Genomic DNA, 22,491 nt, shown 5'->3' with positions numbered 1-22,491 from the left:
TTTTAGCGAGAAACGTTCTTCTGTTCTTCCATTTGTTCGTCGACAAGAGAGCTGACGAGGGCAACGACGCGACTGCGCACTCGCGGGGAAAGGAGCAAAACATCTTCTATCAGGCGCCGTCCCTGCGCGGTGGAAATGTAGGCAATCTTCTCATCGATCTCGGTGGTGAATTGCTGGTCTTGAGTGGTTTCGGGATCTGGAAGGCCCTCGAAGAACCTTGAGACAGGGATCTTGAGGCAATTTGCAAGCTCGTAGAGCATCGAAGCGCTGACGCGGTTCTTGCCGCTTTCATATTTTTGCACCTGCTGCAAGCTGACCCCGATGCCGGCGCCGAGATCCCCCAGGGACACATTCGACTGCATTCGGCGCATGCGGATCTGCTGTCCGACATGTCGATCGACTGGATGCACCGACTCGCGTGCAACATTCGGCTGTTCGGTTCGCGCAGGCCTCGAAGGTCGGACCTGGGCTGCTGAATAGCGCTTCATGGTGGACACCCCGTGTGGAGAGTTTCGCGCGGTGCGCCCCCGCGGAATAACTCGCTCAACCCACTGATCGGGGAGTTAGAACACCGTACGAGACGGCCCTGTGGCCTTTAGTTCCGAGGAACCTGGACATACGCCACAGGCTCCTCGACCGAAGGTCAAGGAGTGTGGTGCCGAATCGGCCGGCACCAACCGCTCGTAGGGGGTTCTAATCCCCAAGGCAGCGCGTACTGCCTCGCTACCAAAAATAGTGGAAATCGGCCCGCCGTGCAACCGAATTCTTTACAAGATTCAATAGCTTCGCTTCACGCGCGGACACTTGTCTCAAAGAGCGAGAGGTCACGCGTCGAGCGGTAAAGTGATGAAGGAGACTGAAAGAGGTGCGATCAGCGGAACGCCCATTGCGAGGAGTGCCTGTCCACTCTCCCAGAGGAATATGCCGCGTTGAGCTCCGCCCATAAGGGGTCCTGGGTGAAGCTGGAAAAGGACCCGCAAGCGTCGATAATGCTCATCTTGCCGAACTGCTCGAGAAGCGTTGCAATACTCCCACGGCCAACCGCATTCAGCAGCAAAAGCGGCTCGCAAGGCCAGGAGATGATCCGATGGCCCCAAACCCCTGGCCGTTCGTCGTTCGACAAAGCGTTGAGAAGCTGTGCGTCACGATGGCTGCTCCTCAACGCCTCGCAGAATGCCCAGCGCATCAACGGGTAATAGATCGTATGCCGGCTTCCACCGAGAACACGCACGCCAGGCAGGATCGAAGTTACGATGAACATCAGCAAAAGGTTCGGCACGATCCGGCCAGTTCTCAAGGCCTCCACAAGACTTGCCGGCGAGAATTCAACACGGACATCTTCGGGCGCTTTCGACCGGAGGAACCGGCCATCCAGCCAAAGCGGAAAAAGCCGTCCTTCAGTGCAGCCCCAGAAAAAATGAGTCGAGTTTTTCAGCCAGCCACGCCACACCGTGTCAGCGAGTTGATCGATGCAATGGATCAGGCGCATCGCGAATGCCCGGTCCTCGATCAGCGAGCCTCGCAGCCAGGACCGGCCATCGGAAAGGTGGTCCGCGACCAGATCGGCAACGTCGCTATCATCAAGCTGAAGAAAGTCGACTTGGCTGCCAAAATACCGCTCCCAGAGGCAAAGATTCGCCGCTTTGATCGCCTCTGCCGCCGACTGGAATTCGCCACGAGGCAAAAGGTCGCGCAAGCTCGAAATTGCCTCCGAGTCATCACCGGGCCTGTCGACGTTTTGAAGATGGAATCTGTAGCAGCCGTTTCTGCCAAGAATGCTGTAGGGGATCATTTTGCTGCGCGACAGCCCGAAGACATTGACTGCATCGCCATCGACGTGGAGCCAGGCCGGACCCTTGCGACCGCGTTCTACGAACTTCACTGTCGAGCAAGCGTAGGAGATATAGGATGTCCTGCCATGCGCGCGAAGTCCCATCAGGGAGAACAGATGGGTGTAAAAGGCGTCAGGCTCGATCAACAGGTGGAGGTGGGGGCCACACTGCAGCACCGGAGCGACTTCGATTTCAGTTTGAAAGCTCGACACGGCTTCGGCTGAATAACCGTGACGTTGCGCGACGGCCCCCACGTGTGAGCGCAATAAAGACATTGCCTGGCTGCGCGCGACGCAACCCGATGGCTCCGACCCCACCGTGAACGCCGCTTTTGCATAGTCGTTCAGCGATGCCTGCTGAAACTGACGCAACCAAGGGAATAATTCAAAAATGAGGGCCAACACCTCACTTTTTGATACCAATTCGGTATTGGGCGACGTCTCCATCCTCAGACGAACCGGCTTTCCACCGGCGCTCCCCGATCCATATTGAAATGAAAGAAGAGCGCGACGGCCACCATCAGCGCCCCGAAGAGGCCGAAAATCCCCGACGGTGGAATTGCGTCTCCGATGGTCGCGATGATGCCATAAGCAAGAAGCCCTATCGAAACACAGATCGTGTGGATCTGGCTCCGCGCCCGCCCCAAAATGTCGATCGAAACAGTCGATTGAACCCGTACATCGATTAGAATCCGGGTGAGGTTGTAGCAGAAGCCAAGCAACAGCATTTGGACGAGCGTGGACAAAAAGCTCTGGAAAACAGGAAAGCCCAACAGGACTACGCCGGCGAGCACCGACTGGAAGAGGATGCTCTGCCGTCGCGGACGCGCCCTTCTGAGAAGTAGGACTGAACACCCCGCGATCGAACCGAGGGCCCAACCTGCCGCGAGATAACCGAACTCGAGCGCCGACCCCTTGAGTTCACGGGTGACATATGCGGCGCCCAATACACTCACAAGCATGCCCATCGCATAGGTCAACGCGTACATGACTGCGTTGGCCTTCAGTGAGTGAACGACAAAGGTCGTCGGCAACAGATCCATCCGACGAATGCTCTTTGCCTGCAAATCCGATCGAGAACGAGAAAGCGGCTGTCGGCCGAGTGCCAGCAGCCCCAACAGTGATAGGCCGAAAAAGGCGCCAGGCAGGATCGACGTCAGATTCATGCCGATGCCAGCTAAGCTGTACCCGGTGACGATGGCGGCGATGAGATTGCCCGCCTGCATCGCAATATAAGACGCCGAATTGAATGAAGTGAGGTTCTTAGGACGAACGATGTCTGGAATGATGGCCTGCAGCGCAGTCGAATGGGTTCTGTCGAGGAACGCGAAGGTGGTCCACGATAGGCACAGAACACCAAGTGGGTCACCGAACGAGAGACCAATGCCCGTTGAAAATATGAGGATCAATCTGGATAAATCGCAAGCGATACAGACGAAGCGACGATCAAATCGATCAACTAGAACCCCACCAATATTGCTGGTGAGCAACTCAGCGGCACTGCCGAGCGCCAAAAGGATGGCGAGAGCGCTCGCGCTCTTGCTGACATCTGTCGCAACCCATGCCGCCAGCACAAAGTAGACATTGCGGCCGGTGGCCGACGCCAGAACACAGAAAAGATAGACGCCGCGAGAGGCATAACACCCAATGCAACTGCTTTCTGTCGCGCCCACTTCATCCACACTCCCTACTGGCAGGTTCGTGAGGACATGTTATTCCCCTGAATAGTTGGCGGCTTTCATGAATTTGATATTATCTCTTGTCCAGAACCACCTATTCTTTCCAGAGTGCCCGGTACTCGGCGGGTGAAAATCCCGTCTCTCGGCGAAATCTGGTCGAGAGGTGGCTCCCGCTGGCGTAGCCACAGGCGATTGCGATTTCGGTCACGCTCATCGCAGTCGTGCGGAGAAGGTCGGTCGCGCGTTCAAGACGGCGCTGGTTATAGAACCCGTAGGGCGTCGAGCCTTGCGACTGCTTGAAAGCGCGGGAAAAATGCTCGTAGGTCAATCCCTCCTCTTCGGCTAGAGCGCGCATGCTCGGAGGTCGATCGATGTGAGCTTCGATTCGCCCTATCACCCGCTTGAGAACCGTAGGCGCCAATCCTCCTCGAGACACTCTGCCAGATGTACCGGAGCGGCGCTGCAGAAGTCCGAAGATAGCCGCAAGATGCCCTTCAACGATCAGACTCCCCATGGAATCGTCGTGTGAAAGTTCTCCGGCAATCTGCCGCGCCAAGCATTGGATCGGCAGATCTCTAAATCCAAGTTCCGGACGTAATGTGCCGGCGCGCGACAGCTTGGTCGTGAGGTTGGAAAAGAAGTCTCGCGTCATGGTTATCATAAGATAACAACCCTCAGCATCCCCTTCGTCCCAACCGGTCCAATGGCAACCGGGGGGAATATAAACGAGCGAGCCGTCCGGCCGCGGACTGAACTCGACCCTTCGTCCGTCCAGGAAGTTTTCGCCGGAAGCCGCAGTACCTCTTATGTTGAGGAAGATCAGGTGGTCATCAGCGACAACGTCGATGACCTGTCGCCCCAGACCGCGCCGGCGAACGACATCGGCGCGGGCATGGCTCCAGAGGCCTTGTTGGTGAAGGATGGTTTCCCCTTGTGACTTCTTCATCCGTTCGGGCTGAATTATTGGAAGGATTCCCACTCGAGTAGCTGCTCCTCAAAAGACCGCAGGCAGCGAGCCTACCTCACCCGAAGTTGCTAAAATACCCGGCTTTAACCTCAGGTCGAATTTCATGTCAATTTCGTGAAACCCGATCAAAATCGTGGATGCGAAAACATGATGATCACGATCATCTTCTGGGAGCATCGTCGCTGAGGGCGCAATCTTTTCGGGATGCGCGATTTCCTCCCTGAAACCCGGAAAACGCGATGGTGCGAGAGAAAGGCAGGCTTTCGCATGCGTGAATTTGCCGACTTCATTGAAGAGTGCGACCGCGCACCTCGTCTTAACGAGCTTTCCGAATTCTTTTCGACAACCGCGTCCGGAGAGGCTGGAATGCCTGTTCGATCGCCTGAGCTCGATCGCCGCTTGTTCCCACTGGACATGACGTTCAGGCGCTTTTCAGGCCTTCACCCGCTGCGCCAAGGCCCGTTCGATAAGCACTACTTGTGCAGCATACCCTACCGGTTCGAAGAGGAGTGCCGCATGGGCAGCGCGATCCTCAGATATGCGCGCGCCAGAAAGGGGCGGCTGAAGCTCTACACTCTAGGCACGGCCGAGGGGACGATGGCCCGTGTGATCGGCGAACTTGGCAATGGCAGGATAGAAACATTGTCCTGCAGTCCCAACGTCGAGAACCTCAGAAGCTTCTATGCCTATGGCGTTCCTCCTCATGCCATGTTTTTCCACGGACCATTTCATCATCTGACATCGCAAAGAATCCAAGAAGACGTGGAGCTTCGAAAGTTTGGCGGCGGTTTCGATATCATCCTCGAGGACACGACTTTCCAGATGTATTCATCAAATCGCTTCGATCAGATCCGTTTCGTGGAGCAGCATCTCAAGACCAATGGGCTCTTCATGTTCGTCGAGAAGTTCAGGCATGAAGACGACGAGGAATATCGGCGACGGGAACGCCAGAAGGACCATAGCTTCAAAGCTCGCTTCTTCAGCGCGTCAGACATTCGCGCGAAGGAAGAGACGGTGCTGACGCGAATGGATCGAAACGAAGTCACCCTTTCGAAGATGAGCGAAACACTACGCCGGTTCTTCGTACACTCATTCGTCACCTGGAACAGCGGCAATTTCTACACGCTTGTCTCCAGCAACAGTCAGGAGAATCTCGACCTGTTCCTATCGAAGCTGTCCCCACCCGCGATTCCGGCAGAATATGTCTATGCGGACCTTCCCTACCGCCTTTACCCGGAATCCGAAGCAAGGCGGCTATCGGGGCGATCTTGGACCCTTTAGCGATTCCTCATCTTCACCGTCGCGTAAGCGCAACTGCGTCACGTCTTCACGAGCCTCAACTGGAACAACGTTCGCGTCAGCAGAAAGCGCTCCATCACGTTGAGCAGCCCTCAGCGCTTTGCCACCTCTAAAAGCCTTTTTTCTCCAAATAGGCAGGAACAGCATGAAGAAATCGATTGGCGAAGTCCGTCACTTCGTTGAGCTGAGCCCGCCGTGCAACGCGCATCTGGTCCTGCCACGAGCGCCATCATTCGCGGGTGAGGAAGATGTTCCAAAGTGCGTGCACGTCGCCGAAGCGTGTGTCGCAATCACGCGCACGCAGCACGTTGCCGACAAGATCTGCACGCAAATCGAGAACTTCTACCAATCCCTCGTATCCGTGGGACCTGACAGGTTTCTAGCTTTCGAAGGTGGAGGCGCGATCATAAGGCCGACCAGTGAAAGCCTGTTCTTCACGGTCTCAGCGCGAGACCTCGTCACTTTCTGTGGCATCCGCGCGCTGCTGGAAGCAGGCTTGTTTCTGGCCACGTCCGTGTCCGAGGGGGCTATAGAGTGGCTTCACGCAGACGGCACCCGATCTGGTGAAACCTGCAATCGCCTCTACAACGACCGCTGCGGAACGGACGAACAGTAGCTTCGACCGCTCCGCCACCCAAAGGAAGATCGATCTCGGGACAATCGGGTCGTAGTGCTTTTCCAATCGACCAACCATTTCGTCCCCCCGCTTTTCTTCGAGTCTCAGAGGTTGATGCCGCGAGCGCGGCTAGCAGCCCTTTGGCGCCGCTCCGCTATGATCTGCTCACTGCTCTGCAGACGGACAGTCTGCTGCAGGACCTTCAGCCGCTCCTGCATCGCCTCGAAAGCTCGACGCTGCGCCGGCGGCACGCGGTTGACAAGATCCTTGTCACCCCGGACGAGGGCATTGCGACCAAAGCGCTCGTCGAGCGCTCGGCTGACAGCGGCAAACTCCCGGCCAATGCCCGGATCGAGGGAAGCGGCGGAAACACTCAGCTTCCTGCTGTCCTTGCTCACCTCGACCGTCAGGTGCGCCAACGCCTCTTCCGCAGCTTTCGAAAGAGCTGGAATGGCAACCGCCATGCGCCGCCGTTCGTCCGTGATAGCCTGGCGTTCGGCATCGAGGGCATTGAGGTGGGCCGCACCGAGCGCGCGCAGGCGCGCTGCAGCTTCCGGCACGGCCGCCACAGCCTCTTTCCGCTCTCGGCCAGAGGTCAGCATCCGGTCCATCAGGCGATCCGAACCACGCAAGGCACCATAGGCGGCAGGATTGTTGGTCACCGCGGCTCCAATGCGCTCGGCGGCAAAACCTTTCTGGAGAAGTTCTTCGATCTTGCCGACGACTTCAGCCGGATCGCGCCAGATTGTCGTTGCCGCGTTGGCCAATGCGCCACGCTGCTGGCGATAGAAAGGGTTGGAGAGCGCCCGCAATCGAGCCTCATCGTCGACCGACGTCTTGAACGCGATGACGGCAGCAAGCATCGGCGGCACGGCGACATTCTCCTTCCCCGGTCCGTTCTCTGTCTCTTGGCCCCGAACAACACTGGCGCCGGCGACGACCTTCGAACGATCCCGACGTTCGGCGAGGTGCTGCTCGTCGGCAAAGCGTCGCACGGCGTCGAACAAGCGGGTCAGCTTTCCGCGCCGTTCATCCGTGAGGTCCTCCGGCATGCGCTCGACAATGTTGCGTTCAGCGATCGCATCCGCCTTCGCGCTAAATGCGCTCCAGCCAAAGCGGGCCGTCAAAGCTTCGCTCACCGCCTTGATCTCCTGCACCACCGATCGATCCTTGGCGGTAAGCGCAAAGGCCGTCTTGTAGGCATCGTCCCCGCCCTGGCGGCGCACCGCCTCGATTTCCATCAGACGTGCCATGGCGCGTTCGGAGAGCGCCGGGATCGACAATGACATATGCGCGCGGCGCGTCTGCTCGCGCAGTACGAACCGTTCGGCGTTCCTGCGGAACTCGGTCGCATGGGCACGGGCCATCGGAAGCAGTTCCTTCACGGCCGCGACAGCGAGATTGCGCTCTTCACGCGCCGCGCCTCCGTCGACGATCAGCTCGGAGCCACGCAGCCGGCCAAGCCGACCAGGGGCTGCCGCAAGGTCGTCGGCGAGCCTGCGGGGTGCGACCCCGATATCCGACGCCAGTGCATTCAGGGAGACGAGCGCTGCATCCGGATCCCGGTAGATCTTCTGCAGCAGCGGCCGCAGGATCACCTCCCGCTCCGTCCAGGCCGGCGACGCAAGCTGCGCCAACCGCGCATCCTCCTCGACGCTGCTGACAAAGGACGTGGCCGGCGGGATCAGATAGCGTGTTTCAGCAGCACTTGCGCCCGAGACGGAGTGGGATGCAGTTCGCGCGTCACTGGACGTCGCTTCGACCATCGTCTGGCTCCGCTCTTCATTGTAGGCGACCCGCCGTTCCCGCTCGATGGCAAAGCCGAGCGCCACGCTTGCCCTCTCCCAGAGCTTTTCCACCTGCTCCCGCTTTGCGGCAATCCACGCCCAGCGCCGGGTAAGGCTTTGCTCCATCTCGGCTGCGGCAAGCGAGAGATGATCGAGCCCGCGGCGCCGGGCGAAGTCGTTCGCGTGTGCGCGGTAACTGGCCTCGCTCTCAAAATCGAGCGTCGTCGTCTTGGCACCGGAGCGCGACAAGCGTTCGACGAGCGGATTGAAGAGTTCCGGCCGATGACTTTCCCGCGCGATGCGCTCCTGTCGTGCGCTAGCGGTCTCGACCTGACTGGCCGTCCAGACGTTGCGATCGACCTCCCTCTCCTCGTAATGCTTGTGACCTGTCTTCTCGTCGACTACGGCAATCTGGACCTTGACCCGCTCGACACCATCCTTTCTGAGCGTCACGGTGTCGCCTTCCTGGATGCCGGCCTCCTCGAGTGCCTTCGGCAGGCTCACGCCCCAAAGCCGATGGACGGTTCCGTCGTCCGCCCTGACGTCGGCATAAGGGCTGTCGTCGGCATCCTCGTCATCAGGCCGGAATTTGGCTTGGCCGGTTTCGACAAGCTCGCCGGTCACACCCGCGGCATGATCGACACGCGGCTTGCGTCCCCATTCAGGTTTTGCCGCAAAATCTTCTTTGGCCGCATAAAGATCGACGCGGTCGCGATGCCTCGTCATCGACACATAGGTCAGATGCTGGTCCATCATCCCGGTTGCCAGCACGAAGGTGCGATCGACGGTGGCGCCCTGCGATTTGTGGATCGTTGCGGCATAGCCGTGATCGACATGGCGATAGCTGTCTTCGCTGAAGACGAGCTTGCGGCCGTTGTCGAGCAGAATCGAAAGCAGCGGATCTCCACGCTTGTCGCCGGTGGAAACGACGGTGCCGAGCATGCCGTTCTTCACATACTGTGGCCCGGAGTGCTTGGCGCGCGGCTCAAGGAAGCGGGCGTTCTCCAGGAAGATGATCCGATCGCCGGCGGCAAATTCCCGTGCGCCCCGCTCGCTCCGGAAGCTGCGGCTTTCGCCAAGCGCTCCCTCCTGCGTCATCACCGATCGCAGCGCCTCGTTCAACTTGCGAACATCGTCGTTGGTGTGGGCGAGCACCAGCAGTTCATCACCGCGAAGGCGGCCATCCCCGCCCTCAGACGTTGATCGCTCTATTGCCTCTCTGCGCGCAGCAGCCCAGTCGGAGACGATCCGATCGATCGTTTCCTCGCGTGACCCTGCCTCGACCAGATGGCCATGCCGGGCATAGGCGTCGAGGCCCTTCTCGACCTCGCCGCGGGCAAACAGCCGCGAGGCATTACGTGCCCAGGCCTCACGCTGGCGGCGCACGCCGGCAAGCTCTGCAAAGCCGATGCGTTCGGTAATTGCCCGGAAGGCAGCACCGGCCTGGATCGGCTGCAGCTGCATCGCATCGCCGACCAGCACGACCTTTACCTCAGCCTCCTCGGCAATCTTCAGCACACGGGCCATCTGCTGCGAGGCCACCATGCCGGCCTCGTCGATCACCAGCACATCACCGCGATGGAGCGTATCGCGCCCATTGGCCCAGGCCAGTTCCCAGGAGGCAAGCGTCCGCGACTTGATGCCGGAACTGTCTTGCAGCCCTTCCGCGGCCTTGCCGGCAAGGGCTGCACCGATCACCCGGTGTCCCTCGCTCTCCCAGGCAAGACGTGCGGCAGCAAGCAGCGTCGATTTGCCGGCGCCGGCAAGGCCTACAATAGCGGCAATGCCACCATCACCGGTGACATGACGGACAGCATCGACCTGCTCTGCATCGAGCCGAAACGGATTCTTTGGATCGCCGCTCTCCACGCGTTCGATCGCCACCGTCACATTCCGCTCGGAAACACCGAAGCCGCGACGCTCCGACAAAACCCGCGCCGACTGCGCCATGTCGTATTCGATGCGCAGCATCTCCCGCGTCGTAAACACCGCGGGCTCCGACACCTTTCCTGTCTCTGCCTCGATCTCCTGCGGCTTCAGTATGACCAATTGGTCCGACGCCATCAGCCTGGCGCGGATGTTGGCAAAATCGGTGGGATCGTCGACATAACGGTGCAGCGCCCTGGCGATATCCCTCTCGTCGAAGGTAGAGCGTTCATTGCCGAGCTGCTTCAGCAAAAGCTCCGGCTCTGAAAGCAGCCGATCGGCCATCTCCTGGCGGCGGGCGAGATCGGCCGGCGCGAAGTGGAGCTCCCTGCCCTTCCTCGCCAGCGCCGCCTTCTCCGGCCCGAGATGTTTTTGCGCGATGCCGTCGAGGCCCTGTTCGGCATAGGAGCGACCGTCGAGGCGGATGTCATGTCCGGCCAGCGCCAGATGCCGGTTGGCCGTTTCCGCCCAGGCGATCTTCCACGCCTTCATCGTTTCCTTGTCGCCCGCCCAGACTTTGTAGACGATCTTGCCGTTCGGGCGGTCCGGCGTGACGACACGCAGCGGCTTGCCACCCTCACCAAGCACTGGAACCTTCTTTGCCCCGAACCCCTCCTCCGTCAGCGGCCGGAGCGTCGTCATCAGGTGGATGTGCGGGTTGCCGTCCTTGTCGTGATAGACCCAGTCGGCGATCATTCCTTTCGAGGTGAGATTGTCGCGGACGAATTCGCGCACCAGCGTGATATTCTCGGCCCGCGTCAGCTCCTCCGGCAGCGCGATGATCAGTTCGCGGGCGAGCTGCGCATCTGCCCGCGTCTCGAAGGCGTCAACGGCATTCCAAAACACTTCGCTGGCCTTGCTGACGGACTGACCTGATATCGCCGACCGCAGCCAATCCGGGATCTCATCCGGCAGCGCCAGTTCCTCATACATCAGTTCGCCCGCCCCACCGCGATAGCTGAACGACGTTCCCGCCTGCTCGTCCATCATCCGGGCGCGGTGGCGATAGGCGGCAGCCGAGACGATGCTGCGTCCCGATCCCCTGCTGATCACCTGCGCTCTGACGAACATGATCGCCACTGGCGTCTCCAGACTGGCCCAAGCACGTCGCGACAGCGACGTATATTGCGCCCTCAAACAGATCGGACCGAAGGGCCGATGCCGCTTTTCTGGTTGCACGGTAGCGCATTTTACTGTTTTATTCTAGTTAGTATAATCGCACCTTCGACATCAAAGCAGAAAAGGAACCAGGAATGGCGACAAAATCATCGATTTCCGATCTCGACGCCCAGATCGAAAAGCTGCGCGAACGCAAACGATTGTTGATAGTTAAATCGGCCGAGCGGTTTGCCCGCGCCGCGACCAGAACCGGGCTGGCGGAGATGGAGATCGCCGACGAGGAGGTCGATCGGATCATCGAGGAAATCGCCGCGCGATTTCGGAAGGGGGAAAGGAAAGGCGCCGCTGGCCCCACTCCTCAAACGCGTCGACCAGCAGATAGCGGCGCTGGAGCGCAGGGGCAGGTTCCACATGACGGCTGACCGCAAGCGCGACACGCGCGAAAAGATCCTGCTCGGCGGGATCGTCGTCAAAGCCGGGCTATCGAAGGCGGATCGGGCGTTCCTGCTCGGCGGCCTCATAGAAATGGCAAGGCTCGTCCCAGGCTCCATCGAGCATCGGCGGCTGCGCGATATCGGCGAAGAGGCTTTCAAGGTCTCCTCTCTGAGGAACGGTTCATCGCATCTCGAGGAGAAAGTAAGATGGGCCTAAGAGGGAAACCGCATCCGAGCCTGTTACTCGTTTTGGTACCGATCGCCGTCACCACGATCACAATCTACATTGTTGGCTGGCGATGGCCGGGACTCGCCGCCGGCATGTCCGGGAAGATAGAACACTGGTTCCTGCGCGCAGCACCTGTGCCGCCTCTACTGTTCGGACCTCTTGCCGGACTTCTGACAGTTTGGGCCTTGCCGCTGCATCGGCGAAGGCCGGTCGCCATGGCAAGCCTTTTGTATTTTCTCGGTGTTGCCGCGTTCTATGCGCTGCGCGAATTCGGCCGGCTTGCACCTGCTGTGCAGGCCGAAGTGATCACATGGGATCGAGCGCTGTCCTATCTTGATATGGTCGCAGTCATCGCCGCCGTCGCCGGCTTCATGGCAGTGGCGATGTCGGCCCGCATCTCCGTCGTCGTCCCAGATGAAATAAAACGTGCCCGGCGTGGAATATTTGGAGATGCCGATTGGCTGCCCATGACGGCAGCAGGAAAGCTGTTCCCGCCGGATGGGGAAATCGTGGTCGGCGAGCGTTATCGGGTCGACAAGGAAATCATCCATGCGCTTCCCTTCGATGTAAACGATCGCAGCACATGGGGACAGGGCGGGAAGGCGCCATTGCTCACCTACAGACAGGACTTCGATTCCACCCATATGCTGTTTTTCGCGGGATCGGGCGGATACAAAACGACCAGCAACGTCGTGCCGACGGCGCTCAGATATACCGGACCCATGATCTGCCTCGATCCTTCCACTGAGGTCGCGCCCATGGTCGTCGAGCACCGCACCAATGCGCTCGGGCGCGAGGTCATGGTGCTCGATCCGACGAACCCGATCATGGGCTTCAACGTGCTCGACGGGATCGAAGCATCCAAGCAAAAGGAAGAGGACATCGTCGGCATTGCCCATATGCTGCTGTCGGAAAGCCTTCGCTTCGAAAGCTCGACGGGATCCTACTTCCAGAACCAGGCGCACAACCTCCTGACCGGTCTGCTCGCCCATGTGATGCTCTCGCCCGAATATGAGGGCCGGCGAAGCTTGCGCAGTCTCCGCCAGATCGTTTCCGAACCGGAGCCCTCGGTGCTCGCTATGCTGCGCGACATTCAGGAGCATTCCGGTTCGGCCTTCATCCGCGAAACGCTCGGCGTCTTCACCAACATGACCGAGCAGACGTTTTCGGGCGTCTATTCCACAGCATCGAAGGATACCCAGTGGCTGTCGCTCGACAGCTATGCCGCGCTCGTCTGCGGCAATGCCTTCAAGTCGGGTGATATCGTTTCGGGCAAGAAGGACGTCTTCCTCAACATCTCCGCATCGATCTTGCGCTCCTATCCGGGCATCGCTCGTGTGATCATCGGCTCGCTCATCAACGCCATGGTGCAGGCCGACGGCGCCTTCCAGCGCCGGGCGCTGTTCATGCTCGATGAGGTCGATCTGCTCGGCTACATGAGGGTGCTCGAGGAGGCGCGCGACCGCGGCCGCAAGTACGGCATCTCGATGATGTTGATGTACCAGTCGGTCGGGCAGTTGGAGCGGCATTTCGGGAAGGATGGCGCGACGTCATGGATCGATGGCTGCGCTTTCGCCTCTTACGCAGCGATCAAGGCGCTCGACACGGCGCGCAACCTCTCTGCGCAATGTGGCGAGATGACGGTGGAGGTGAAGGGCAGTTCCCGCAACATCGGCTGGGACACGAAGAACAATGCATCCAGGAGATCCGAGAACGTCAACTTCCAGCGCCGGCCGCTGATCATGCCGCACGAGATCACCCAGTCGATGAGGAAGGACGAGCAGATCATCATCGTCCAGGGGCATAGTCCGATCCGCTGCGGCCGGGCGATCTACTTCCGGCGAAAGGAGATGGATCAGGCAGCGAAGGTCAATCGTTTCGTCAAACCGGTGCTATGATCGTGGTTTTATGAGCGGCCCACCTCGTCCTCGCCGGCATAGGCGTCGACGGCGTTTTCGAGTTCGGCAAAAAGCTCATCGGGCATCGTTTCGATAGTGCCGACGGTGCGTCGGTCTGCCTGCCTGATCAGTTGCTGATAATCTTCGATATTGAGGAGAACCAGCCGGGGTTTGTTCCGCTGGGTGATCGTCACCGGATGACGCAGCGCCTCGGCGATGATGTCGCCGGATTTACGTGAGAGGTCACTGGTTGAATACGTCCCGCTTGGCTTCGGCATTGGGCTTCCTTGCTATCGCTGGAATTTACAGCATTTACAACATTACTGCGATTGTTGTGAAACTTCGCAGCCGTCCTTCCTCGGCTCACTTGAGGGCCATCGGCAACTGAGAGGCAACCTCGTCTGTCGCCTCTCAGTATGTGAGATGGTGCTGCTACCACCATGACCAAACGACGCGCCCCGCATAGACCGGGATGCGAGTTGCCAACGTGATATCCTTGATGATCGGCGCCAGCGAGCCGAGTTCGTCCGCAATCAGCGCAACGAGCTCAGGATAGTTGATATCGACGCCAGTGTCGTCGGCAGCCCAAGCGCTCATCCAATCGCCGCCGTTGACGCGGAATTCATGCGTGTCGTAATCAATTTCGAGTTCGTCCAGCAGATTGATAGTGAAGCGCCCGAAAATCTCGATCTCGCCCTCCAGCTGATATTCGGCGAATTCATCCTCCCCGATGAGAACACTTCGTTCCAATTCCATGATGACGCTGATCCGATCGATTGCCGCGTCGAGCCCCTCAACCAGGCGATCGTGAAGCTCTCGCGAAAAATCGCTGTCGCAGCCGAAGCGGTTTGCCAGGACGACGAGCCGGAAGCCGGCAAACTTGGTGTAGAGTATGAGGTTCTGATCGGTTGTCATAATGTGATCTCCTTCGTTGATGACGGAGATCGGCCACTCTCTTGCAAAGAGGGGTCAAGGACCGCGGAACGCGGCTCGCAAGCGGGGGAACCGATTTTTCCAGAGCGCAGTGAAACGCAGCAGCGGAAAAATTGGGGGAGACGCGCCGTCCTTGACGCCGGATTTGCTGGAGTAAAATTGGACGTCAGAGAGAGAAGAGACCCGCGGACCCGAAGGGGACGCGACCGTTTCCGGCGTGAGCCGGCAGGAGGTGTCGAGGATAGAACCGCCGCCCTGCGGCTGGGCAATTCGCTCACGTCATTCCGCGAGAGGGGGCGTGACCGGAGGCGGAGACGGTGTTCGGGCTCCGTGAGCGGAGCGAATAGCACCCGGCCGCCGATTGGCCGGCTCGCCCAAATCCATGATCTTCGGCTTCAACGATCATCACAAAAATGAATCGGTGTGGGCCGACCGATTCATAAGTGTCGTTAGACGCAAAAGCTGGAAGAGGCGACTCTCCGTCATGCTCACTCAACCCTATCAGCTCTACATCGAACGCAGGGACGCGACGAAAAACATGGCGCGCTTCTACGCGCTCGCAATCGAACCGACGTTGTTCGGCACACCATGCCTGACGCGGCGATGGGGACGCATCGGAACGATCGGACAAGCCATGGTGCATCACTTCGACAGAGAGGAGGATGCAGTCCGTATGTTCCTCGAACTTCTCCGATCAAAACGGGCGCGCGGCTATAGGCCGAACACAAATGTCGGACGGGAACCCACGGTCCGGGCTGTCCGCGGAAGTCTTCCTGGTCCTTGCCGGTAATTATCGGCGTGAAGCGCAGCTTCGGGTCGACGCGCCGGTCGATCCGGCGTGCCGGCCCAGGCGAGGAGGCAAACGCCGCCTCAGAAGGGTGGCGCGGCGTCGATGGCGCCCTCCTGCTCGGCGATCGCTACCCTCAGTTCGGCCCGAGCGATCTCCAGCTCCGCTTCGATCTGGCGGCGCTCAGCCGGATCGGCGTTCCTGAGCTCGGCCCGCAGTTCCTCAACCTGAATTTCGAGTGCAATCGTCATCGTCGTCGTCTCCTGAAATGTGAAAGATGACGCCCGGGGTCGTGAGGATCGGGCCGGGTCAAGGATCGCGTCAGCGACCGGCGGAGCCGGCGAGCGGAGGAACCGATTTTCTGACGGTGCCCTTCAGGGCGCCGGCTGAAAATTGGAGGGGCCGCGAAGTCCTTGAGGCGGCACGAGCCTCACGGCAGACTTCAAGTATCTGAGCAGACAGGGTCCTTGGTCTCGTGTGGCACGACAGGAGGATTGAAGGCGGGCTCGATGCCCGCTTTCAATCCCGCTATTGCGCGCAAAACCTGAGATACGGCGAAGCCGGCCCCGATTGCTCGGGGCCGCTCGCTTTGTTCTTCAGTTCGGGCTGTTCCAGAGGATCACCTTCTTGCTAGGATCGCCGCCGGGTGCCGGTGCGAGATTGCCGAAGATCACACCGATCTCGGGAGCCTCAAGCTTCACTGAGAGGTATTCCTCGCCGGTCTGCCGCGCGATGCGGTTCCAGGCGGCGCCGATCTCGAAGCCCGTCTTGCGGTGAATGACGCGGTAGTCGGGCGCTTCTTCGCTTGCCTTGCTGGCATTTGGGACGATGGCGATCGGGGCGTTGACCCGGATCGTGGCGAAGACGCCTTCGAGGATGCCGTCGGTCTTCTGCGTGAGCGTTGCGATCGTGGTGGCCATGGTTGTTGTCTCCGGTTGCTCGGGACCATTCCCGATGGCGCACGAAGAGACGGCCGACCTGCTGCGGTCAGCTCGCCTGAAAATTTTGCAAAATTCTATTTTCCACCAGGATAAACGAACCGAAATCGAATTTTGCAAAAATTTCGGGCGAGTCTTACCCCTTCAGGGGTTGGCCGCCAAAGCAGGCGGTCGTCTATACGAGCGATATAAAACGGGAATGGTTCGGGGCAATCGAAGGAGACAACAACCATGGCCCCCCGGTCCAAGCACTGGGGATATTGGCCGCACACTCCACGGACGCTTCGCCCGCATGTCGATCAACATAATACCCTCGCCCGCTCCCGGCTGCGGCAGGCTGTGAGCACCTCGATAACATTTCTGCTGATCGGCGAGGTCGCCGCGGCACCGCATTGCCGTCTGCAGACCATGCTCCAATCCCGGGTGAAGCTGTTCACGCGGGCGTCGAATGAGTGATCTTCCCCAAACGTGCCCGCTCCCAAGCACCTGAGCCGCCGATGGGTCGCCAGGTACATCGCCATTGGCAAACACGCAACCGGAACGATCTGAGCCGGCTTCATCCGCGGAGCCAAGCTCGGTGAGATCACAAGGCAACAGGATCGGAGCAAGTCACAAACGGAATGCCATAAAGCGCGACATTTTGATCGTCCGAAACCAAATACGCTCCCTCCGCCACGGCTTGCGCCATGAGCAGATGATCGAAAGGATCGCGGTGATGAAGTGGAAGAGCAGCGAGAGCGATAAGATGCGCGTCCGAGATATCCAGCCGGTCGAAACCTTGATCCGGCAAAATCGCAACAATCTCTTCGATATCGGCATCAAGTTTGCCGATGCGCAGCTTCACAGTGATTTCCCAAAGGGAGACAGCACTGACGAGGACATCATTCTCGGGATCGCCAATAAGGCGACGCGCATGGTTCCCTAGCTTCTCGTCGTCGTTCAGCCACCACAGCAAGGCATGTGTATCGAGCAGCAGCCTCACGTCCCGTCTTCCATGGACTTCAGAACATCCGCCGGCAGACCATCGAAGTCATCGGCAACTTTGATCTTTCCGCGCAACGCGCCTGGTTTCCGCATGACGACGCCGGCTGACGGCGGGCCGATTTCGGCGACAACCTTGTGATGCGACGTCAGGACGAACCGCTGGCCGTCTTCGACCTGCTTGAGGAAAGACGTCAGGTTGCCGCGAAATTCCCGCACGCCGACACGGCGGGGAGATGGTATCTGCTGCCGAGATTGGGTCATGGCGAAGCTCCGTTTCAGCGGCAAATGTGTACACAATTTTTGCGAAATGCAAGCATCTCCTTCAGCCGTATGGACAGATGGCGCTTACGCGCCATCTCCCGCCGCTTGCCAAAACGGAGATGCCAAGTCGGCGGGCCTTGTCGGCAAGATTTCCGGTAATGCCGGAGCCGGGGAAGATGACGACGCCAGCCGGCATGACCGAGAGCATGTCGTCATTGCGGCGGAACGGTGCGGCCTTGGCGTGCTTCGTCCATTCGGCTTGAAGGCGATCTGTATCACCTTGCGCGCTTCTGCCCAGCAGGCAGCGATACGTTCGGCGCCCTTCGGCGAGCCGCCGTGCAGCAGCACCATGTCGGGATATTTGGCGAGGGCTTGATCGAGTTTCGCCCAGATTCGTTCGTGATCATTGTAGTCGATGCCGCCGCCGAAGGCGATCTTGGTGCCTGCCGGGATCAGCACTTCGGTCTCGGCGCGCCGGCGGGCGGATGGAAAGTCTCTGGAGTCGATCATCGCCGCGGTCATGTTGGCGTGGCTGACCTTGGAGCCCGTCCGCGGCCGCCATGCCGAGCCGCATTGGCTTCGAAGTGGTCGCCCGCATAGGCGCGCATGAACTCGAAGGCATTGCGGCGCTCAAGCAGCGTGATGCCTTCGGCAACGAGGCGCTCCAACTCGACACTCTTGACCTCCGAGCCGTCCTGCTCGCGCTGACCGTTGCGTTGGCTATCCTCATTACGCTGAAGCTCCCGCTGGATGCGCTCGCCGGCGCGGTGGAAGAGATTGACCGTCGACCACAGGAGGTCTTCGAGATCGGGCTCCAGGCGGGTATCGCCGAGCATTTCGAATAGAGCATCGAACATGGCGGTCAGCGCCGACTGGACGACCGGCTCCTCCGGCAGCGGACGCGGGTCCGGTTCATCCTGGAAGGGGCGATGGCCGTAGATCTGCATCTCGTAGATGAAACGGTCGGTTGGGGACGAGGCGGGGCGGGGCTTGTGCCAGGAATGGCGGGCCGCACGCGGCCCAAGCTAGGGGAAGAAACCTGAGCGACCCGCTGAAGGCCCGCCCGCCGCATGGTAAGGGTCGCCTCTCGGCAGGCCCGCGGGCGGGCGCCTACCCGTGCGGCGACCGGCAGAGACCTGCCATCCTGTAGGCCCTCACGCCCTCACCTTCCCCGTCCGGCTCGATCATGCGGGCAGAAAGGCCAGAGCGTTTCAGAACGAGCTGCGCCCTGAGATTAGCGATGAGCCGTTCCGGACTGAGCCGGCGCAGATCCTCGTTGAAGTCGCCGAACTCCGGGGCAAGCACTAGCGGCAGGATCCCCAGCGCCTGGGCGCGGTAGCTCAATCCCTCGATACGTGCCGGCCGGCCGCATCGGCGTCAGCTGCGATGTAGAGACGCCGGCAGCCATCGGGCAGTCGGAAGGCGGCAAGGTGATCGGCGGTTCAGTGCCGGCCGGCTCGAAGGGCTGGGTAGCACGCGATTAGAACTCACTTCATGCTGGCGCAGCCTCTACATTTTGACCGGCTGACTTCTAATCAACGCACCGTTGACTTCTAATTATCATGATCGTTAATTTTAATTTTTGGAGGCTGGAATGCACGTATCTTCTTTCCTGCCTTGGCGTTGAAATCCGGCCCCAGCGGCCGTAACATTTACATACTAACTATTTTGCGCTAGTAAAGTCCGCGAAGCTCATGCTACGCCTTCCTTTTACGGCTCGATCAGCCTTTGGCCAGGCAAGGGAGGAACGACGTGCGACAGTTTTTGATCGGCAACCAGGCGTTCGACGACAGTTCTCCAGAGTTTCTGCCGCAGCTCGAACGCGCTTACGAACAGAAGCTCAGGCCACTTTGCCCGTGTCGGCAACCGCCGGTGCCGATGTATATCGCCCGGATGGATGGCCAATTCCTGATCAAACGGATGCCGCTTTCAGGACGAGATCACGATCCCGGCTGCCCATCCTATGAACCGCCATATGAGCTGTCGGGTCTTGGTCCATTGATCGGCAATGCCATCCAGATCGACGCAGCGACGGGCGCGGCTGTGCTGAAACTCGATTTCTCGCTGTCGAAACGAGGGAACCGATCGGCTTCGGCCTCATCTTCGGAGCCGTCGGAAACGGTGCGAAACGATCCGAAAAAGCTGTCGCTCAAGGCCATGCTCCATTATCTCTGGGAGACAGGGGAACTGACTGAATGGACGGCGCTGTGGGCTGGGAGACGCGGCTGGGGTCGCGTCCGCAGCAGCCTGCTGAACGCAGCGCGACAGATGATTGTCCGCGGCGGTCCGCTTAGCGACATCCTGTTCGTGCCGGAAGTGTTTCATCAGGAGGACAAGGAAGGGATCTCCGCCAGGCGCGCAGCGATGTTGGCCGGAGCCCAGTTAACCGGTCCCGGTCCGCGGAAACTGATGATGACCGTCGGAGAGGTAAAGGAATTTTCCTCAGCGCGCGATGGCCAGAAGATGCTGGTGCGCCACCTGCCTTTCCCCTTCATGCTCGATGAGGGTGCGTGGAAACGGTTGAATGCCCGATATGAAACCGAACTGGAACTGTGGCGATCCAACGAGGGGTTTCATCTCATCGTCATCGCCACGTTCGGCATTTCGGGAGCGGGGATAGCTTCGGTCGAGGAAGTGGCGCTGATGGTGGTCAACGAGAACTGGATCCCGTTCGAAACCATCCATGAACAGCGTCTCCTGGAGCGGCTCTCAAGCCTGAAGCGAAGAAGCGTGAAAGGACTCCGGTTCGATCTTTCGCGCGACCAGCCGATTGCCTCCGTGACCTTACCGGAGGCAAAGCCAGCGCCGATCGCCATGTTCATCGTTCCGACGAAGGCCGACGAAGACTATGACGTTGCACTGAATGAGATGATCGCCGCGAGAGCCGAGATGACGCCGTGGATCTGGCGTGTGGCCGACGGCGAAATGCCGCGGCTGCCATGATCCACACCAGCCTCCTTGGTCAGCGACGTAGGCGCCCTAAAAGGAAGCCATCGCCCGGGCGATCTCGAATGCGTGAAGCTATATCCCGGTCAAATCGGCCCAGAGAACTCTCTGCCATTTCTGCATAGCTGCACTGCACAAAAAATGTTTTACCAAGCGGTCAAAATATGAGCATATTGCCTCCAGTTGATGCAGTCGATGGTTTTCCTCCCAGTGCCATCGTATCAGCTGTTCCCCTCTGGAGGTTATTGACCTTCACACCTTAAAGGGCCCTGGTTTTCCAGCGGCCCTATTTTTCTGCATAGTTGGTGAGGCGGCCCCTTTGCATTGCACGATCACATCGGAAGCGGAGCGCTTGCCGTTGGCGGTAACCCACGCTTCAAGTTGGCGGGTCGAGCTCGTTCGCCGCGCGCTCCTATGGCACCCGGAAATCGGAGATGGAAAGCGGAGGATATTTCAGTTATTGCAGTTATGAGCGACTTGCCCTATATACATGGTCAGAGGTGTTCGCCATGACCAGCCATGTTCTTCAATTTACCAAATTGTCGGATCGCGACCGCAAGGCCGTCGCGCCTATGCCAAATCTGGCGGAGGGCGACCAACTGGAACTACGGATTCGCCGTGAAAGTGGACAACTTCAAACCCTTTCTCTCCCAGCCTCGGCTCTCGCGCCTGTCGAAGCACTCCTCGATCATCTGTTGCGCGGCAAGCGTGTTGCCGTGCTCACGGAAGATCAGGAATTGAGCCCGACCGACGCCTCCACCATCCTCGGCATCTCACGTCCTCTCGTGGTGCTGCGCATGGATCGCGGCGATCTGCCCTTCCGCTATGTCGGCAAGCACCGCCGAGCCAAGTTGAAGGATGTTCTCTCGCTCAAGGCCAAGCTCGATGCTCGCCAGAAAAGCCTCGACGCGCTGGCCGAGGACACAGAGGATCTGATCGTCAATCATGGCCTCTAAGCCGCCTGTCGCGGTCTATGATGCCTGCGTCCTCTACCCTTTCCATTTGCGTAATGTCTTGGTCCAGTGTGCTTTCGACGGTCTCGTCGACGCACGCTGGACCGACGACATCCACGCCGAGTGGATTCGCAATCTGGCCATCGGCTCACCCGAGATACCCTTCCCCCGTCTGGAAGCGACCCGTGATCGGATCAAAAAAGTCTTGCCCGATGCCGATGTCGGCAACCGCCGAATTCTCATCCCCGACCTCTCGCTACCGGATCCGGATGATCGTCATGTTTTAGCTGCAGCCATCGCCGGAAAGGCTTCTGTGATTGTCACGTGGAATCTCAAGGATTTCCCAGCCGCGGACCTTCGGCCTCATGGGGTGACCTGCGTATCGCCAGACAATTTCCTCGTGGGCCTCCATTCCACCTTTTCGAGCGCATTGATCGACAGCATCAGGCACGCCCGGTTGAATTTACGCAAGACGGTGCCGGCGGTTCACGAATTCATTGATGCACTGGACCATCAGGGGCTCCGCGCGTTTTCAGTGGTCCTGCGTGAGAAGGCAGCACAATTGGACTGACGGTCGAGACCGACAGAATTGTTAGAGGCCCGGAAGCAACCCGTTAAGCTCGATCCGACGAAGAGCGGCCGAGGTCAGTCGTGGCGTCTCGATAGTAGATCTCGCTCACCCGAAACCGGCCGTCGATACGCTTGCATTGGATGATGATGTCGACCGCGATCGTCAACATCTCGCGGATGTCGTGCCGTTCGAGGTCCCCACCACCCTCCGACTCCTTGACCAGCAATGTCAGTTGCTCGAAGGCAAGCCGGGTGGAATCGGCGTGAACCGTCGTGATCGAGCCCGGATGGCCGGAGTTGATGTTGCGAATGTAGTAGAAAGCCGTGCCGTCTC

The 22,491-nt window shown here is 59.5% G+C and carries 20 protein-coding genes and 3 pseudogenes; 9 read left to right on the top strand and 14 right to left on the bottom strand.

Annotation, left to right across the window (positions count from 1 at the left end; all coding sequences use genetic code 11):
- Positions 1-2: 2 nt before the first annotated feature.
- The 4 genes from EFD56_RS30480 to EFD56_RS30465 all read right to left on the bottom strand — a co-directional run bounded on the left by EFD56_RS30480 (position 3) and on the right by EFD56_RS30465 (position 4,456).
- Positions 3-488, bottom strand: a complete 486-nt coding sequence (locus tag EFD56_RS30480) for a helix-turn-helix domain-containing protein (RefSeq protein WP_008536026.1) — start codon at positions 486-488, stop codon at positions 3-5.
- Positions 489-871: 383 nt separating this feature from the next.
- Entirely contained in the window at positions 872-2,278 is a 1,407-nt protein-coding gene (locus tag EFD56_RS30475; RefSeq protein ID WP_008536025.1) for a hypothetical protein, read from the bottom strand.
- A 2-nt stretch (positions 2,279-2,280) separates the two neighbouring features.
- On the bottom strand, positions 2,281-3,504 hold the full coding sequence (locus EFD56_RS30470; RefSeq protein ID WP_126907042.1) for an MFS transporter: 1,224 nt from the start codon (positions 3,502-3,504) through the stop codon (positions 2,281-2,283).
- 100 nt (positions 3,505-3,604) lie between these two features.
- Positions 3,605-4,456: a helix-turn-helix domain-containing protein gene (locus EFD56_RS30465; protein ID WP_185171511.1), complete on the bottom strand. Its 852-nt coding sequence runs from the start codon at positions 4,454-4,456 to the stop codon at positions 3,605-3,607.
- Positions 4,457-4,744: 288 nt separating this feature from the next.
- On the opposite strand from EFD56_RS30465, the gene EFD56_RS30455 reads away from it, so the two are divergent.
- Both EFD56_RS30455 and rctB read left to right on the top strand, forming a co-directional pair.
- On the top strand, positions 4,745-5,758 hold the full coding sequence (locus tag EFD56_RS30455) for a class I SAM-dependent methyltransferase (protein WP_037146989.1): 1,014 nt from the start codon (positions 4,745-4,747) through the stop codon (positions 5,756-5,758).
- 163 nt (positions 5,759-5,921) lie between these two features.
- Positions 5,922-6,392 carry an SMa0974 family conjugal transfer regulator gene (rctB, locus tag EFD56_RS30450; protein ID WP_008536021.1) on the top strand — a complete coding sequence of 157 codons (471 nt, stop codon included), beginning with the start codon at positions 5,922-5,924 and terminating at the stop codon, positions 6,390-6,392.
- Positions 6,393-6,496: 104 nt separating this feature from the next.
- Here rctB and traA read toward each other — a convergent pair whose 3' ends face one another.
- Complete coding sequence (gene traA, locus EFD56_RS30445) at positions 6,497-11,185, bottom strand: Ti-type conjugative transfer relaxase TraA (protein WP_037146984.1); 4,689 nt, start codon at positions 11,183-11,185, stop codon at positions 6,497-6,499.
- Between the two features lie 173 nt (positions 11,186-11,358).
- Between traA and EFD56_RS30440 the strand changes: the two genes are divergently transcribed.
- The 3 genes from EFD56_RS30440 to traG are packed head-to-tail and all read left to right on the top strand — an operon-like array spanning position 11,359 to position 13,785.
- Positions 11,359-11,646, top strand: a complete 288-nt coding sequence (locus tag EFD56_RS30440) for a TraC family protein (protein ID WP_080712064.1) — start codon at positions 11,359-11,361, stop codon at positions 11,644-11,646.
- On the top strand, positions 11,636-11,875 hold the full coding sequence (locus EFD56_RS30435; RefSeq protein WP_009983795.1) for a conjugal transfer protein TraD: 240 nt from the start codon (positions 11,636-11,638) through the stop codon (positions 11,873-11,875). The genes EFD56_RS30440 and EFD56_RS30435 overlap by 11 nt, the downstream gene beginning before the upstream one ends.
- Positions 11,866-13,785, top strand: a complete 1,920-nt coding sequence (traG, locus tag EFD56_RS30430; protein ID WP_008536019.1) for a Ti-type conjugative transfer system protein TraG — start codon at positions 11,866-11,868, stop codon at positions 13,783-13,785. Before EFD56_RS30435 ends, traG begins: the two co-directional genes overlap by 10 nt.
- Positions 13,786-13,793: 8 nt before the next feature.
- Here traG and EFD56_RS30425 read toward each other — a convergent pair whose 3' ends face one another.
- Together EFD56_RS30425 and EFD56_RS30420 are read right to left on the bottom strand one after the other, a co-directional pair.
- Positions 13,794-14,063: a type II toxin-antitoxin system prevent-host-death family antitoxin gene (locus EFD56_RS30425; protein ID WP_008536018.1), complete on the bottom strand. Its 270-nt coding sequence runs from the start codon at positions 14,061-14,063 to the stop codon at positions 13,794-13,796.
- Positions 14,064-14,217: 154 nt separating this feature from the next.
- The gene (locus EFD56_RS30420) at positions 14,218-14,700 is read right to left on the bottom strand and encodes a hypothetical protein (RefSeq protein WP_004676098.1); all 483 of its coding nucleotides are present in this window, start codon (positions 14,698-14,700) and stop codon (positions 14,218-14,220) included.
- Between the two features lie 502 nt (positions 14,701-15,202).
- On the opposite strand from EFD56_RS30420, the gene EFD56_RS30410 reads away from it, so the two are divergent.
- Complete coding sequence (locus EFD56_RS30410; RefSeq protein ID WP_037147023.1) at positions 15,203-15,508, top strand: WGR domain-containing protein; 306 nt, start codon at positions 15,203-15,205, stop codon at positions 15,506-15,508.
- A gap of 80 nt (positions 15,509-15,588) precedes the next feature.
- On the opposite strand, the gene EFD56_RS32845 is transcribed toward EFD56_RS30410, so the two are convergent.
- The 6 genes and pseudogenes from EFD56_RS32845 to EFD56_RS33355 all read right to left on the bottom strand — a co-directional run.
- On the bottom strand, positions 15,589-15,756 hold the full coding sequence (locus EFD56_RS32845; protein WP_004676096.1) for a hypothetical protein: 168 nt from the start codon (positions 15,754-15,756) through the stop codon (positions 15,589-15,591).
- A 345-nt stretch (positions 15,757-16,101) separates the two neighbouring features.
- On the bottom strand, positions 16,102-16,425 hold the full coding sequence (locus EFD56_RS30405; protein WP_004676095.1) for a DUF736 domain-containing protein: 324 nt from the start codon (positions 16,423-16,425) through the stop codon (positions 16,102-16,104).
- A 601-nt stretch (positions 16,426-17,026) separates the two neighbouring features.
- Positions 17,027-17,425 (bottom strand): type II toxin-antitoxin system VapC family toxin, encoded by a 399-nt coding sequence (locus EFD56_RS30395; protein WP_008536014.1) that lies wholly within the window; start codon positions 17,423-17,425, stop codon positions 17,027-17,029.
- Positions 17,422-17,688, bottom strand: a complete 267-nt coding sequence (locus EFD56_RS30390; RefSeq protein ID WP_004676093.1) for a type II toxin-antitoxin system Phd/YefM family antitoxin — start codon at positions 17,686-17,688, stop codon at positions 17,422-17,424. The genes EFD56_RS30395 and EFD56_RS30390 overlap by 4 nt, the downstream gene beginning before the upstream one ends.
- An 84-nt stretch (positions 17,689-17,772) precedes the next feature.
- Positions 17,773-18,635 (bottom strand): annotated as a pseudogene (locus EFD56_RS30385) (DUF2493 domain-containing protein).
- A gap of 237 nt (positions 18,636-18,872) precedes the next feature.
- Positions 18,873-19,130: pseudogene (locus EFD56_RS33355) on the bottom strand (toprim domain-containing protein); the annotation flags it as partial.
- A 310-nt stretch (positions 19,131-19,440) separates the two neighbouring features.
- On the opposite strand from EFD56_RS33355, the gene EFD56_RS30380 reads away from it, so the two are divergent.
- From EFD56_RS30380 to EFD56_RS30370, 3 genes are all read left to right on the top strand, one after another.
- Positions 19,441-20,631, top strand: coding sequence for a DUF1173 domain-containing protein (locus EFD56_RS30380; RefSeq protein WP_037146978.1), 1,191 nt, complete (start codon positions 19,441-19,443; stop codon positions 20,629-20,631).
- A gap of 437 nt (positions 20,632-21,068) precedes the next feature.
- Positions 21,069-21,590, top strand: a complete 522-nt coding sequence (locus tag EFD56_RS30375; protein ID WP_008536011.1) for a MerR family transcriptional regulator — start codon at positions 21,069-21,071, stop codon at positions 21,588-21,590.
- Complete coding sequence (locus EFD56_RS30370; RefSeq protein WP_008536010.1) at positions 21,580-22,158, top strand: PIN domain-containing protein; 579 nt, start codon at positions 21,580-21,582, stop codon at positions 22,156-22,158. Before EFD56_RS30375 ends, EFD56_RS30370 begins: the two co-directional genes overlap by 11 nt.
- Before the next feature lie 43 nt (positions 22,159-22,201).
- On the opposite strand, the pseudogene EFD56_RS30365 reads toward EFD56_RS30370, so the two are convergent.
- Positions 22,202-22,491, bottom strand: a pseudogene (locus EFD56_RS30365) (P-type DNA transfer ATPase VirB11); the annotation flags it as partial.

This window comes from Rhizobium phaseoli, assembly GCF_003985125.1.
In the GTDB taxonomy this organism is placed as follows: Bacteria; Pseudomonadota; Alphaproteobacteria; order Rhizobiales; family Rhizobiaceae; genus Rhizobium; species Rhizobium phaseoli.
The sequence above is the reverse complement of the archived record's forward strand: the minus strand, read 5'-3'. Positions and strand labels throughout refer to the sequence as shown.

Excerpts from the sequence above, each read along its gene's own strand:
- EFD56_RS30455 (WP_037146989.1), top strand. The coding sequence starts at position 4,745 with ATGCGTGAATTTGCCGACTTCATTGAAGAGTGCGACCGCGCACCTCGT.
- EFD56_RS32845 (WP_004676096.1), bottom strand. The coding sequence starts at position 15,756 with ATGACGATTGCACTCGAAATTCAGGTTGAGGAACTGCGGGCCGAGCTC.
- traG (WP_008536019.1), top strand. The coding sequence starts at position 11,866 with ATGGGCCTAAGAGGGAAACCGCATCCGAGCCTGTTACTCGTTTTGGTA.
- EFD56_RS30375 (WP_008536011.1), top strand. The coding sequence starts at position 21,069 with ATGGAAAGCGGAGGATATTTCAGTTATTGCAGTTATGAGCGACTTGCC.
- EFD56_RS30405 (WP_004676095.1), bottom strand. The coding sequence starts at position 16,425 with ATGGCCACCACGATCGCAACGCTCACGCAGAAGACCGACGGCATCCTC.
- EFD56_RS30370 (WP_008536010.1), top strand. The coding sequence starts at position 21,580 with ATGGCCTCTAAGCCGCCTGTCGCGGTCTATGATGCCTGCGTCCTCTAC.
- rctB (WP_008536021.1), top strand. The coding sequence starts at position 5,922 with ATGAAGAAATCGATTGGCGAAGTCCGTCACTTCGTTGAGCTGAGCCCG.
- EFD56_RS30390 (WP_004676093.1), bottom strand. The coding sequence starts at position 17,688 with ATGACCCAATCTCGGCAGCAGATACCATCTCCCCGCCGTGTCGGCGTG.
- EFD56_RS30425 (WP_008536018.1), bottom strand. The coding sequence starts at position 14,063 with ATGCCGAAGCCAAGCGGGACGTATTCAACCAGTGACCTCTCACGTAAA.
- EFD56_RS30435 (WP_009983795.1), top strand. The coding sequence starts at position 11,636 with ATGACGGCTGACCGCAAGCGCGACACGCGCGAAAAGATCCTGCTCGGC.
- EFD56_RS30410 (WP_037147023.1), top strand. The coding sequence starts at position 15,203 with ATGCTCACTCAACCCTATCAGCTCTACATCGAACGCAGGGACGCGACG.
- EFD56_RS30480 (WP_008536026.1), bottom strand. The coding sequence starts at position 488 with ATGAAGCGCTATTCAGCAGCCCAGGTCCGACCTTCGAGGCCTGCGCGA.
- EFD56_RS30440 (WP_080712064.1), top strand. The coding sequence starts at position 11,359 with ATGGCGACAAAATCATCGATTTCCGATCTCGACGCCCAGATCGAAAAG.
- EFD56_RS30420 (WP_004676098.1), bottom strand. The coding sequence starts at position 14,700 with ATGACAACCGATCAGAACCTCATACTCTACACCAAGTTTGCCGGCTTC.
- EFD56_RS30465 (WP_185171511.1), bottom strand. The coding sequence starts at position 4,456 with ATGAAGAAGTCACAAGGGGAAACCATCCTTCACCAACAAGGCCTCTGG.
- EFD56_RS30475 (WP_008536025.1), bottom strand. The coding sequence starts at position 2,278 with ATGGAGACGTCGCCCAATACCGAATTGGTATCAAAAAGTGAGGTGTTG.